The organism is Reyranella sp. (assembly GCF_017305915.1).
Classification (GTDB): domain Bacteria; phylum Pseudomonadota; class Alphaproteobacteria; order Reyranellales; family Reyranellaceae; genus Reyranella.
Genome location: NZ_JAFKJN010000014.1, coordinates 30,932 through 43,643 on the forward strand (window position 1 = coordinate 30,932; position 12,712 = coordinate 43,643).

A 12,712-nucleotide genomic window follows, 5' to 3' on the forward strand; every position below is an offset into this window, starting at 1 on the left:
CCGCGGCCCTACGTCAGGTGCAGCCAGGGCAGCCGCTCGTCAGCGAAGGCCTGGCCGTTGGGCGCCAGGCCCGAAGAATCGTCGAAGGCGCCGATATGCAGATGCACCTCGCCCGGCCAGCGTTCGCCTTCGTACGAGAGCGTCGAGCCGCAGCGCGCGCAGAAGCCGCGCCGCACGCCGCGCGAGGAGACGTAGTAGGCCGGCGCGCCTTCCGTGAAGCGCACCTTGGCCGTCTCGAAGCCGGCATAGGCCGAGACCGGCGCGCCGGTCTGGCGGCGGCAGCTCCGGCAGTGGCAATAGCCGGTCCATTTCGGCGGGCCCTCGGCGGTGAAGCGGATGGCGCCGCACAAGCATTGTCCGGTGAGCATGCGCCACGCTAGCCTCGCGGCCCATGAAAGTCTTCGTCTTCGACCTGCTCGCCTATGGCGAGAACCTCGACCACATCAAACAGGGACAGGAGCTGCCCTATCCCCTGCCGCCGCAGCACTTCAAGGCGGACGTCGCGGTCAGGACCTACGCCGAGCATCTCGAGGCGTGGGAGGCGCTCGATCGGCTGGGCTATGACGGCGTCGGCTTCAACGAGCATCACTGCTCGCCCTATGGGCTGATGAACTCGCCCAACCTGATGGCCTCGGCGGCGGCGCAGCGCACCAAGCGGCTGAAGCTCCTGATCTACGGCAACCTCCTGCCATTGCACGAGCCGCTGCGGCTCGCGGAGGAGCTCGCGATGCTCGATTGCCTCAGCGAAGGCCGCATCATCTCGGGTTTTGCCCGCGGGATTCCCCGCGAATACCAGGTGCACAACGTGCCGCTCGCCGAGTCGCGCGCCCGCTTCGAGGAGGCCTATGAGATCGTGACGCGCGCCTGGACCGAGGACGTGTTCTCCTATTCGGGCAGGTTCTGGTCCTACAAGGACGTGGCGCTGTGGCCGCGGCCGGTGCAGCGGCCGCATCCGCCGGTCATGATCCCGATCGTCGGCAGCCAGGAATCGATCGAGTTCGCCGGCAAGCACAATATCGGCATCACGCCGGGCCTGGCGGGCGGCGGCCTGCGCGACGACATCATCAAGCACTACGCCAAGTCGTTGGCGGCGGCGGGCCATCGCATCACGCCCGATCATCTGTCGCTGGCGCTCAACGCCTATGTGGCGGACTCCAAGGCGCAGGCCATCCAGGAGGTCGCGCCCTATCACCTCTATTTCAACCGCACCCTGTTCAGCCACGGCAGCTTCACCGAGACCGCGGCGCAGCGGCAGGCAGGCTATGTCGGCCAGCATTCGACCGACTATGTGCGGCCGGAGAACCAGCGCGCCGCCGCATTGCTGCGCGAGGACTTCCGCGGCCTGACCGTCGAGGCCTTCGAGAAGCAGGCGCAGAACCTGCCCTACGGCACCGCCGAGGAGGTGGCGCAGCGCATCATCGCCCAGGCCGAGCATGCGGGCGCCAACATGGTGCAGATCGGCCTCAACCGCGGGGCAATGCCGCTCGCCCTGTTCATGAACCAGATCGAGCGCTTCGCGAAGGAGGTCCTGCCGATTTTGCAGGCGCACGAGGTCAAGCGCGTCCCTGCCGCCGAGGCGCTGGCGGCTTGAGGTTTTGCCGCTGAGCCCGTACAGCCGCAGCCAATGAAGGTGATGCGAAAGCTCTGGCCGCCGCTGGCGGCGTTGGCGGTGACAGTCGTTTCGCTGCTCGTGTTGCCGTTCGCGGCGGCGCTGGCCGTCATGGCCATGGTCTGTCTGGTCTCGATCGTGCGGCTGAAGTCGGCGTTGGGCCGCAACGCGGCGCTGATCGTCGCGGCATTCCTGTTCGGCCTCGCCGGCATCGAGTTCGGCCTCTACCTGCTGGAGCCGACGGGCCAGGAGATCGGCGCGGTGCGCACCCAGACGCCGCCCGACTGGTACCCCTACGATCCGGTGCTGCAATACAAGCTCAAGCCCAACATCACGGTGAAGGCGCGGGCGACTTGGGGCGACCAGCGCCTCTACGACGTCACCTACACCATCGATGCCCAGGGCGCGCGGGTCACGCCGGGCTCGGTCGACCAGGCGCCGACCTACATCGTGATGGGCGATTCCTACGCCTTCTCCGAGGGCGTGAACGACAACGAGACGGCGGCATCGCTGTTCGCGCAAAGGCTTAAGCCTGCGGCCCATGTCGTCAATTTCGGCGTGCCGGGCTGGGGCGCTACCCACCAGGTGCGCGCGCTGGAGACCGGGCTGTTCGACAAGGCCGTGGTCGGCAAGGTCGCGGCGGTGATCGTCTGGGTGACGCCGCCGCATCTCGAGCGGGTGACCGGCGATGCCTCGTGGCTGGGCAACGCCCCGCGCTACGATTTCGGGTCGGACGGCAAGCTGCACTATTCCGGCACCTTCACCGAATATCGCTGGAGCCATCCCTGGGCCGGGCTGGGCTACCTCGCGCGCACTCATTTCCGATTCGTGCGCCGTCTCACCAACGAGGCGATGGAGCGCGAGCAGGCGAAGCTCTACGTCGCGCTCACGGCGCGGCTGAAGGAGCTGGTCTGGGAGCGTTACGGCGCGTCGCTGATCCTGCTGAGCAACGGGCCCGAGCCGTCGCCGCCGGCCTCGCCCGACCAGCCCGACCTGCAGTACCTGCCGGCATTCGATGGCTTGCGGGCGATCGGCGCGCCGGTGATCTCGGTGCGCAACCTGCTCGGGCCGCCCAGCACGTGGGGGGCGTACTTCATCCCGCACGACGGCCATCCGACGCCGCGCATGAACGGCATGGTTGCCGACGCGCTCGTGAAGTACTTTCAGACGCAGTGAGTTACTTGGCGAGTCACCGGGCCCCCATGCGTTCGCTCAACCGGCCCAAGCCGACGGTCTGTATCGAGCGGCGGGCCGATGGCGTGCTCGTGCTCTCGGCCGGCCGCGCGTTGCCGGACGGGCTGCCGCTGATGACCGACTGGCTGCAGCGGGCTGCCGAGCGGCGGCCGCACGTGCCCTTTCTCGCCGAGCGGCGCGGGCCGGATCGCGCCTGGCAGCGCCTCACCTATGCCGAGGCCTGGGCGAAGACCGGCGCGGTCGCGTCGTGGCTGATCGCGCAAGGCTACGGGCCCGACTCGGCCCCGGCCGCGATCCTGTCCGACAACAGCCTGGAGAACGCGCTGTTCCTGTTCGGCGCGATGCGCGCGGGCCTGCTGGTGGCGCCGATCTCCCCCAACTATTCGCTATCGGGCGATTTCACGCGGCTCGATCACGCGCTCGGGCTGGTGCAGCCGGCGCTGGTCTTTGCGCAGGACTCGGTCGCGTATGGCAAGGCGCTCGACCGCATCGACGCGCGCCTCGTCACCGTCGACGGCAAGCGAGGCCTGCCGTTCGGCGCGCTCGTCTCCTCGTCGATCGATGCCGCGGTGGCCGAGCGGCGCACGCACATCACGGCCGACACGCCGGCCAAGATCCTGTTCACCTCGGGGTCGACCGGCCTGGCCAAGGGCGTGCTCAACACGCACGGCAATCTCGCCTCGGCGGCGGAGATGATCCGCATGGTCGGCGAGCCGCTCGACGACCAGCGCATCGCCCTGTCGCTCGACTGGTTGCCCTGGCATCACACCTGGGGCGGCAACTCGAACCTCAACAGCCTCGTCCGGGTGGCGGGCTCTCTCTATATCGACGGCGGCCGGCCGGTGCCGGGGCGCTTCCAGGAGACGCTGGAGAACCTGCGCGAGCTCTCGCCCTCGGGCTTCAGCACGGTGCCCGCGGCCTACCCGATGCTGCTCGAGGCGCTGGAGCGCGATGCCGATCTGCGGGCCAGGTTCTTCAAGAACCTGCGCGGCCTGGGCTATGGCGGCGCGCTGCTGCCGCAGGAGAGCTTCGATCGCCTGGAGGGCATCGCGACCGAGCAGCTCGGCGAGCGGCTGCCGTTCGGCTGCGGCTGGGGCATGACCGAGACCACCAGCACCGGCCTGATGGTCTACTGGAACGTCGAGCGCGCCGGCCTGCTCGGCTTGCCGCAGCCCGGCATGCTGGCCAAGCTGGTGCCGGCCGGCGACCGCTATGAGCTGCGCGTCAAAGGCCCCAACATCATGCCGGGCTACTGGCGCGATCCCGAAGCGACCGCCGCGGCGTTCGACGAGGAAGGCTTCTTCAAGACCGGCGACGCCGCGCGCTGGGTCGACGAAAGCAAGCCCGAAGCGGGCGTCGCCTTCGCCGGCCGCCTGTCGGAGGAGTTCAAGCTGGCGTCCGGCACCTGGGTGCGCGCCACGACCTTGCGCACGCGGCTGATCGACGCGCTGCAGCCCTATGTGCGCGACCTGGTGATCGCGGCACCCGACAAGCCGTGGCTCGGCGCGCTGGTCTGGCTCGACGAGACGGCCTGCCGCGAGGCCGGCGGCGAGCGCGCGTGGCGGCCTGCGCTCGAGCGGCTGCTGGCGAGCTTCAACAATCGTCCCGGCGGCTCGAGCACGCGCATCCGGCGCCTGCTGCCGCTCGCCGAGCCGCCGAATGCGGCGATGGGCGAGATCACCGACAAGCGCTCGATCAACACGCGCCGCGTGATCGAGCGGCGCGCCTCGGATGTGGAGCGGCTCTATGCCGAGCCGACCGATCAAGACGTGATCGCCTGACAAAGGCGTTTGTTTTTTGTTGACAGTTTTCAGGTCTGGCTCGCTAATTCACCCAAGGTGAAGCGCCGACAAGAGCGCCCATCGGGAGGAAAGCAAGTGGACCAACCGGCCACTCAGGGACCTATTTGCGCGCTCACGCTGCCGCAGCAGATTGCCGACCATCTCGGCCATCGCATCATGAATGGCGAGCTGCCGCCGGGCAGCCGCCTGAAAGAAGAGGAATTCGCCGAGACCTACACCGTGAGCCGCGGGCCGGTCCGCGAGGCCTTCCGCCTGCTCGAGCGCCGTGGCTTCGTCGAGATCGTGCCGCGCCACGGCGCCCGCGTCCGGGTGTTCGATCCGGCCGATCTCGCCGGCCTGTTCAGCACCCGCGCCGTCCTGTTCGGGCTGGCTGCGCGCCAGGCCGCCGAGCGGGGCGCGCCGGCCGAGCTGATCGAGCAGCTCGCGTCGCAGGTCGCGCGGCTTCGGCACTCGGCCGAGACCATGGAGATCAGTCCGAGCGAGCACGCCACCATCGCCGGCGACAGCCAGCACCTGATCGCGCGCTTCGCGGCCAATCGGCCGCTCTTGAAGATGCTGGAGGAGATGACCAGCCGCGCGCTGTGGCGCATGGCCTGGCGCGACACGCCGCTCGATTTCAAGACGCAGGCCCGCCGCCGGCAGTCGGCGCGCTTCTGGAGCGATCTGTTGAAGGCGATCGAGGCAGGCGACGCCGCCGAGGCCGAGCGCATCGCGCGGGCGCTGCTCGAGGCCTCGCGCGACCACATGATCCCCGCCATGGCCAGCCGGCGCGCCCTGTCGGCGGCGGCCGAGTGAGATGCAGGCCTATATCATCCGCCGCCTGCTGGCGCTGATCCCGACGCTGTTCTTCGCGAGCGTCATCGTCTTCGTCACCGTGCGCATGATCCCGGGCGACGTCATCGACCTGATGCTCAGCCAGAACGACATCGCCGCCGCCAAGATGGGCCGCGAGCAGCTCGAGAAGGCGCTGGGCTTCGATACGCCGATGTGGATCCAGTACTTCAAGTGGATCGGCGGCATCCTGGTGCACGGCGATTTCGGCCGCTCGCTGTGGCAGAACACGCCGGTCGGCGAGCAGCTTCTCGCCCGTCTGCCGATCACCTTCGAGCTCGGCCTGATGGCGCTGGTGTTCGGCCTGCTGATCGCCATCCCGATCGGCGTCTATTCGGCGGTGCGCCAGGACACCGGCGGCGATTACCTGGCGCGCTCCTTCTCGATCCTCATGCTCGCCGTGCCGTCGTTCTGGATCGGCACCATGGTGATGGTGTTCCCGTCGATCTGGTGGGGCTGGTCACCGCCGATGCGGTTCGTGTCGTTCGCCGCCGATCCGCTCGGCAACCTCGGCCAGATGATCACGCCCGCGATCATCCTGGGCTTCGGCCTGTCGGCGCTCACCATGCGTCTCACGCGCACCATGATGCTCGAGGTGCTGCGCCAGGATTTCATCCGCACTGCCTGGGCCAAGGGCCTCGGCGAGGACCTGGTGGTGATGCGCCATGCCTTGCGCAACGCCCTCATCCCGGTGGTGACGCTGATCGGCCTGCAGGCACCGCTGCTGATCGGCGGCGCGCTGATCATGGAGCAGATCTTCGTCATTCCCGGCATGGGCCTGCTGCTGCTCGATGCGGTGAGCCAGCGCGACTATCCGATCATTACCGGCGTGTTCCTGATCGTCGGCGTGGCGGTGATGGTCATCAATCTGATCGTCGATCTCAGCTACGGCCTGCTCGATCCCAAGGTGAGATACCGCTGATGGCCACCATCGCCGACCCGGCCGTCACCGCCGCCGCGGCCCCGCGCCGGCCCAGGAGCGGCCTGCTGCATTTCATCGGCCGGCTGTTCCGCGAGAAGCCGCTGGGTGCGGTATGCGCGGTGATCTTCGTGCTGTTCCTGCTGTGCGGCATCTTCGCCGACGTGCTGGCACCCTATGGCTACAACCAGATCAGCCCGCTCAACCGGCTCAAGCCGCCATCCATGAAGTGGCCGTTCGGCACCGACAATCTCGGCCGCGACATGCTCTCGCGCTGCATCTACGGCGCGCAGCTTTCGGTGATCATCGGCTTCTGCGCTGCCGGCATCGCCACGGTCATCTCGATCGTGCTCGGCATCGTGTCGGGCTATCTCGGCGGCAAGTTCGACCTCATCGTGCAGCGCTTCGTCGATGCCTGGATGAGCTTTCCCGACCTCATCATCCTGATCGTCGTGGTCTCGGTGGTCGGGCCGGGCATGGTCCAGATCATCTGCACGCTGGGCCTGCTGCTCGGCATCGCAGGCTCGCGCATCATTCGCGGCGCCGTCGTCTCGGTGCGCGAGAACATGTACGTGCACGCCGCGCAATCGACCGGCGCCTCGACCTTCCGCGTGCTGTGGCGCCACATCCTGCCCAACGTCATGGCGCCGGTGATCGTGCTCTTCACCACGCGCGTCGGCACGGTGATCCTGGCCGAGTCGGGCCTGTCTTTCCTCGGCCTCGGCGTGCCGCCGCCGGCGCCGACCTGGGGCGGGCTGCTGTCGGGCAGCGGCCGCACCTACATGCTGCAGGGGCCGTGGCTCGCGCTGGCGCCGGGCCTCTGCCTCACCGTCGTGGTCTACGCCACCAACATGTTCGGCGACGCGCTGCGCGACCTGCTCGATCCGCGCATGCGGGACTCGCGATGACAAAAGGGAGGGAAATCATGCGCAAACTGAAGCTCGCCTTGCTGGGCGCGGTGCTCGCCGCGTCGCCGGCGCTTGCCGAGACGCCGCAAGAGAAGCCGAAATACGGCGGCTCGCTCGAGATCGGCACGGTCTATGTGACCCTGTCCGCCTTGTCGTTCGATCCCGCCGACTGGAACTGGAAGCTCAACCACGACACCGGCCTGTTCTACGAGCAGCTCTTCGCCGCCGACCTCTCCAAGAGCAAGCAGCGTGGCGGCAAGCACCCGTTCTACGCCGACGCCTGGCTGCCGTCCGACGCGATCCGCGGCGAGCTGGTCGAGAGCTGGAAGTGGGACGAGAATCCGCTGCGCGTCACCATGAAGGTGCGCCAGGGCGTGATGTTCCCCGAGAAGCCCGGCGTCATGCAGAAGCGCGAGCTGACGGCCGACGACATCGTCTTCGCCTACACCCGCCTCAGCACCAGCCCGAAGAAGATCGCGGGCTATTTCGACCATGTCGAGAAGGTCGAGGCGACCGACAAGCACACCGTGGTGTTCACCTTCAAATACTACAACGCCGAATGGGACTACCGCTTCGGCTGGGGCTACTACTCGACGATCACGCCCAAGGAAGTGGCCGACGCCGGCGCCACCAACTGGAAGAACGTCAACGGCACCGGCCCGTACATGCTGACCGACTTCGTCCAGGGCAGCTCGAACACCTACACCAAGAACCCCGACTACTGGGACAAGGAGACGGTCGGCGGCACCGAGTACAAGCTGCCCTTCATCGACAAGATCACCTATCGCACCATCAAGGACGAGGCGACCTTCCTGACGGCGCTGCGCACCGCCAAGCTCGACATGCTGGAATCGATCCGCTGGAGCGCCGCCGACGACCTCAAGAAGAGCACGCCGCAGCTCAAATGGTCGCGCTGGCTGTCGATGTCCGGCACCTTCCTGTCGATGCGCGTCGACACCAAGCCGTTCGACGACATCCGCGTCCGCCGCGCCCTCAACATGGCGGTCAACAAGAAGGAGATCGTGCAGGCCTACTACGGCGGCAACGCCGAGCTGTTCGCCTATCCGCAACATCCCGACTATCTCGGCTACTTCGAGCCGCTCGACGCGATGCCCGACTCGGTGAAGGAGCTGTTCACCTACGATCCCGACAAGGCGAAGAAGCTGCTGGCCGAGGCGGGGTACCCGAAGGGCTTCAGCTTCAAGGTCCAGGTCTGCTCCTGCAGCCCCGACCACATGGACCTGCTGCCGCTGGTCGCCGCCTACCTCGAGCAGGTCGGCGTCAAGCTCGAGATCCAGCCAATGGAGTACGCCGCCTTCCTGTCGGCGATGACCACCAAGACGGTGGCGCCCGGCTACTTCATGAACAACGGCCACACCAACCCGACGACGACGATCCGCAAGAGCTTCGTCACCAAGGAGGTGTGGAACCCGTCGCAATACGCCGACCCGGCGCTCGATAAGAAGGTCGCCGACATGTACCGGGAGCGCGACGAGGCCAAGCGCCAGGTCATGATCAAGGAGATGACGCGCGAGATCCTCGACAAGGCGCCGTACATCTGGCTGCCGACGCCGTACATCTATACGGCGTGGTGGCCGTGGGTGAAGGGCTACAACGGCGAGCTGCGTGCCGGCGCGGTGCGGCCGGGCCCGATCTACGCCCGCCTGTGGGTCGACCAGGAGCTCAAGAAGAAGATGGGGCATTGATGGGCGGCGCGCGCCTTCTTGTCATCCTGAGCGAAGCGAAGGATCTCATGGCGATTGCCAGCGGCAAGCCTGCTGAAGCGGCGATGAGGTCCTTCGCTGACGCTCGGGACGACAGAGGCACCCCATGACCCAGCCGCTGCTCAGCGTCCGCAACCTGTCGACGCGCTTCCGCACCGACCGCGGGCTGGTGCGGGCGGTCGACGATGTCTCGTTCGACGTGGCGCCGGGCGAGACGCTGGCGATCGTGGGTGAGTCGGGTTCAGGCAAGAGCGTGACCGCTCTGTCGATTCTGCGTCTCATTCCGGATCCGCCGGGCAAAATCGAATCCGGCGAGATCCTGTTCGAGGGCAAGGACCTCCTGAAGCTCGACGACGCCGGCATCCGCGCGATCCGCGGCGACCGCATCGCCATGATCTTCCAGGAGCCGATGAGCTCGCTCAATCCGGCGCTGACCGTCGGCCTGCAGGTCGGCGAGCCGATCAACCTGCATCGCAAGACGGTGTGGTCCAAGGCGCTCGACAAGGCGGCCGAGCTGCTCGGCAAGGTGCGCATCCCCGATGGCAAGAGCCGGCTCAACTCCTACCCGCACCAGTATTCCGGCGGCATGCGCCAGCGCGTGATGATCGCCATGGCGCTCGCCTGCCAGCCCAAATTGATCATCGCCGACGAACCGACCACGGCGCTCGACGTCACCGTTCAGGCGCAGATCCTGGCGTTGCTCAAGGAGCTCACGCGCGAGGCCAACTCGGCGATGATCCTGATTACCCACGATCTCGGCGTCGTCGCGCGCTATGCCGACCGCGTCGCCGTCATGTATGGCGGCCGCATCGTCGAGACCGCGCCGGCGCGCCCGCTCTACAAGAGCCCGCGCCATCCCTACACCCGCGGCCTGATGGCCTCGGTGCCGCGGCTCGACGGCGACACCGGCCGGCCCTTGGTGCCGATCGAGGGCCAGCCGCCCGATCTCGCGAGCCTGCCCGCCGGCTGCGCCTTCGCCCTGCGCTGCAAGGATGCGACCGAGCGCTGTCATCGTGAGCGGCCGCCGCTGGTCGAGAGCGCGCGCCATCATTTCTCCGCCTGCTGGTATCATGAACGCCTCGCCGCCTGAGACCCTGCTCGCCGTGGCGGACCTCAAGGTCCACTTCCCGATCACCAAGGGGATCGTGGTGAAGCGGCAGGTCGGCACCGTGAAGGCGGTCGACGGCATCAGCTTCTCGGTCGGCCGCGGCGAGACGCTGGGCCTGGTCGGCGAGTCGGGCTGCGGCAAGTCGACGACGGGCCTCGCCATCCTGCGCATGCTCGACATCACGTCGGGCAAGGTCGAGTTCGAGGGCGAGGACATCTCTGCCTACGACCGCGGCCGCATGCGGCCGATCCGCGCCCGCATGCAGATGGTCTACCAGGACCCCTACGGCTCGCTGAACCCGCGCATGAAGGTGGCCGACATCGTCGGCGAGCCCCTGGTCGTGCATGGCCTTGCGACCGACAAGGACAAGTACCGCGCCCGCGTCGCCGAATTGCTGAAGATGGTCGGCCTGCTGCCCGACATGGCCGAGCGCTATCCGCACGAATTCTCCGGCGGCCAGCGTCAGCGCATCGGCATTGCCCGTGCGCTTGCGCTCGAGCCGACATTGCTGATCTGTGACGAACCTGTGTCGGCGCTCGACGTCTCGATCCAGGCGCAGGTGGTGAACCTGTTCATGGAGCTGCAGGAGCGGCTCGGCCTCACCTACATCTTCATCGCCCATGACCTTTCGGTGGTGCGCCACATCAGCGACCGCATCGCGGTGATGTATCTCGGCCGCATCGTCGAGATCGCCACGCGCGACCAGCTCTACAAGGACCCGCTGCATCCCTACACCCAGGCCTTGCTCGCGGCGGTGCCGATCGCCGATCCCGAGATCGAGGCCGGGCGCACGCAGCAGATCATCACCGGCGAGATCCCGAGCGCGCTCCGCCCGCCGCCCGGCTGCCGCTTTCACACTCGCTGCCCCAAGGCGATGGACGTCTGCAAGACGGTCGACCCGCCGATGAGGGAGAGGGACGACGGCCGTGCCGTCGCCTGTCATTTGCATTCCTGATAGAGTGGCCAAAACGGGAGGAACGACGATGAAGACGATGTTCAGGGCCATTGCGCTCGCGGCCTCCGCCGCGGTCCTCGCCGGTGCGCCGGCGCTGGCGCAGAAGAAGGGCGGCACGCTCACGGTCGGGCTGGAGCTCGACATCCCGGGCTTCGATCCGCTGAAGGTCGGCGTCTACGACACCTCGCAGAATATCGCCGCCGCCCTGCTGCTGGAGACGCTGGTCAAGCTCGACGAGAACGGCAAGGCGGCGCCCGGCCTCGCGGCATCCTGGTCGCATTCCGACGACTTCAAGACCTGGACCTTCAAGCTCAGGCCCGATGTGAAGTTCCACGACGGCACGCCCTTCAATGCTGCGGCGGTGAAGTGGAACTTCGACCGCCAGAAGGATCCCAAGAACAACTGCCGCTGCGCTTTCTATATCGCCGGCACGCTGGCCGTTGAGGCGCCGGACGACCTGACGGTCGTCTACAAGCTCAAGGACCCGGCGGTGAACTTCCCAGTGCTGCTGAGCCGGCCCGACCAGAACAGTACCATCCATTCGCCGTCGGCGATCCAGGCCAAGGGCGACGACTACAACCGCAACCTGGTCGGCACCGGCCCGTTCGTGCTGAAGTCGTGGACCGCCGGCGACCGCATGGTGGTCGAGCGCAATCCCACCTACTGGGACAAGGACAAGATCTCCCTCGACCGCGTCGTGCTGCGGCCGCTGCCCGATTCGCAGTCGCGCTTCGCCAGCCTCAAGTCGGGCGAGACCGACCTGCTGTGGGCCGACGAGTTCGAGGCCGACAACATCGAGCGCGCCAGGAAGGACCCGGCCCTGCAGGTCCTGACCTATGCCGGCTCTGGCGCGGCGGTGAGCCTCTTCAACACCAAGGTCGAGCCGTTCGACGACGTGCGCGTGCGCCAGGCGCTGGTGATGGCGCTCGACCGCAAGAAGATGTCGATGGCGATCACCAACGGCCTCTCCCGTCCGGCCAGCAACCCCTACGGCGACGGCTCGTGGGTCAAGTGCAAGGACGACGGCGCGCTGCCGGAGGACCCGAAGAAGGCCGCGGCGCTGATCAAGGAGTACGGCAAGCCGGTCAAGTTCAAGATGCTGTTCACCGCGACGCCGCGCGGCCGCGCCAACGGCCAGGTGCTGCAGCAGCTCTGGAAGAACGTCGGCGCCGAGATGGAGATCGAGCAGGTCGACCAGGCGACGATCCCGGCGCGCGCCTTCCAGCGCAAGTTCGACGTCACGCCGTGGCGCATCGTCGACTTCCCCGATCCCGACGTGCAGATGTTCGCCAACTTCTACAGCAAGAGCCCGCTCAACCTGGCGAGCTTCACCAATGCCGATCTCGACAAGGCGCTCGAAGCCGCGCGCATGACGGCCGACGAGGCCAAGCGCACCGAAGCCTATTGCGAGGCCAGCCGCCTCATCAACCAGAACGCCACGTGGTTCTTCACCTTCCAGAACACCTACTACGCGATGGCCAAGGCCAAGGTGAAGGGCGTGCCGAAGCTCTACGGCGGCGTGATCGACGTCTCGCACGCCTGGCTGGAGTAGTTGATGGCGCACCACCTCATCCTGAGGAGCGCCCGCAGGGCGCATCTCGAAGGATGGGCCACATCACCGGTGTATCCACCCTTCGAGACGCCGCGCGACGCGCGGCTCCT

Annotated in this window: 11 protein-coding genes; 10 read left to right on the forward strand and 1 reads right to left on the reverse strand. The window is 67.4% G+C overall.

The annotated features are described in order from the left end of the window. Nucleotides 1–8 precede the first annotated feature (8 nt). A complete protein-coding gene (locus J0J01_RS12575) occupies nucleotides 9–368 on the reverse strand; it encodes a GFA family protein (protein WP_296381027.1) in 360 nt (119 codons plus the stop codon). A gap of 23 nt (nucleotides 369–391) precedes the next feature. On the opposite strand from J0J01_RS12575, the gene J0J01_RS12580 reads away from it, so the two are divergent. The 10 genes from J0J01_RS12580 to J0J01_RS12625 all read left to right on the forward strand — a co-directional run bounded on the left by J0J01_RS12580 (nucleotide 392) and on the right by J0J01_RS12625 (nucleotide 12,602). After that, complete coding sequence (locus tag J0J01_RS12580) at nucleotides 392–1,591, forward strand: LLM class flavin-dependent oxidoreductase (RefSeq protein ID WP_296381028.1); 1,200 nt, start codon at nucleotides 392–394, stop codon at nucleotides 1,589–1,591. Nucleotides 1,592–1,624: 33 nt separating this feature from the next. Next, nucleotides 1,625–2,785: a hypothetical protein gene (locus tag J0J01_RS12585; RefSeq protein ID WP_296381030.1), complete on the forward strand. Its 1,161-nt coding sequence runs from the start codon at nucleotides 1,625–1,627 to the stop codon at nucleotides 2,783–2,785. Nucleotides 2,786–2,811: 26 nt separating this feature from the next. Further along, nucleotides 2,812–4,584 (forward strand): AMP-binding protein, encoded by a 1,773-nt coding sequence (locus tag J0J01_RS12590; RefSeq protein ID WP_296381032.1) that lies wholly within the window; start codon nucleotides 2,812–2,814, stop codon nucleotides 4,582–4,584. A 96-nt stretch (nucleotides 4,585–4,680) separates the two neighbouring features. Further along, on the forward strand, nucleotides 4,681–5,400 hold the full coding sequence (locus J0J01_RS12595; RefSeq protein ID WP_296381035.1) for a GntR family transcriptional regulator: 720 nt from the start codon (nucleotides 4,681–4,683) through the stop codon (nucleotides 5,398–5,400). 1 nt (nucleotide 5,401) lies between these two features. Further along, a complete protein-coding gene (locus tag J0J01_RS12600; RefSeq protein ID WP_296381037.1) occupies nucleotides 5,402–6,358 on the forward strand; it encodes an ABC transporter permease in 957 nt (318 codons plus the stop codon). Then, nucleotides 6,358–7,263 (forward strand): ABC transporter permease, encoded by a 906-nt coding sequence (locus tag J0J01_RS12605; protein ID WP_296381039.1) that lies wholly within the window; start codon nucleotides 6,358–6,360, stop codon nucleotides 7,261–7,263. The genes J0J01_RS12600 and J0J01_RS12605 overlap by 1 nt, the downstream gene beginning before the upstream one ends. A 17-nt stretch (nucleotides 7,264–7,280) precedes the next feature. Beyond that, a complete protein-coding gene (locus J0J01_RS12610) occupies nucleotides 7,281–8,969 on the forward strand; it encodes an ABC transporter substrate-binding protein (RefSeq protein ID WP_296381041.1) in 1,689 nt (562 codons plus the stop codon). Nucleotides 8,970–9,093: 124 nt separating this feature from the next. Next, nucleotides 9,094–10,077, forward strand: coding sequence for an ABC transporter ATP-binding protein (locus J0J01_RS12615; RefSeq protein ID WP_296381043.1), 984 nt, complete (start codon nucleotides 9,094–9,096; stop codon nucleotides 10,075–10,077). Next, nucleotides 10,058–11,050, forward strand: a complete 993-nt coding sequence (locus J0J01_RS12620; protein ID WP_296381045.1) for an oligopeptide/dipeptide ABC transporter ATP-binding protein — start codon at nucleotides 10,058–10,060, stop codon at nucleotides 11,048–11,050. Before J0J01_RS12615 ends, J0J01_RS12620 begins: the two co-directional genes overlap by 20 nt. 28 nt (nucleotides 11,051–11,078) lie before the next feature. Then, nucleotides 11,079–12,602 (forward strand): ABC transporter substrate-binding protein, encoded by a 1,524-nt coding sequence (locus J0J01_RS12625; protein WP_296381046.1) that lies wholly within the window; start codon nucleotides 11,079–11,081, stop codon nucleotides 12,600–12,602. Nucleotides 12,603–12,712 lie beyond the last annotated feature (110 nt).

Coding starts and splice junctions, on each gene's coding strand:
- J0J01_RS12575 (WP_296381027.1), bottom strand. CDS start 368: ATGCTCACCGGACAATGCTTGTGCGGCGCCATCCGCTTCACCGCCGAG.
- J0J01_RS12580 (WP_296381028.1), top strand. CDS start 392: ATGAAAGTCTTCGTCTTCGACCTGCTCGCCTATGGCGAGAACCTCGAC.
- J0J01_RS12585 (WP_296381030.1), top strand. CDS start 1,625: ATGAAGGTGATGCGAAAGCTCTGGCCGCCGCTGGCGGCGTTGGCGGTG.
- J0J01_RS12590 (WP_296381032.1), top strand. CDS start 2,812: ATGCGTTCGCTCAACCGGCCCAAGCCGACGGTCTGTATCGAGCGGCGG.
- J0J01_RS12600 (WP_296381037.1), top strand. CDS start 5,402: ATGCAGGCCTATATCATCCGCCGCCTGCTGGCGCTGATCCCGACGCTG.
- J0J01_RS12605 (WP_296381039.1), top strand. CDS start 6,358: ATGGCCACCATCGCCGACCCGGCCGTCACCGCCGCCGCGGCCCCGCGC.
- J0J01_RS12610 (WP_296381041.1), top strand. CDS start 7,281: ATGCGCAAACTGAAGCTCGCCTTGCTGGGCGCGGTGCTCGCCGCGTCG.
- J0J01_RS12615 (WP_296381043.1), top strand. CDS start 9,094: ATGACCCAGCCGCTGCTCAGCGTCCGCAACCTGTCGACGCGCTTCCGC.
- J0J01_RS12620 (WP_296381045.1), top strand. CDS start 10,058: ATGAACGCCTCGCCGCCTGAGACCCTGCTCGCCGTGGCGGACCTCAAG.
- J0J01_RS12625 (WP_296381046.1), top strand. CDS start 11,079: ATGAAGACGATGTTCAGGGCCATTGCGCTCGCGGCCTCCGCCGCGGTC.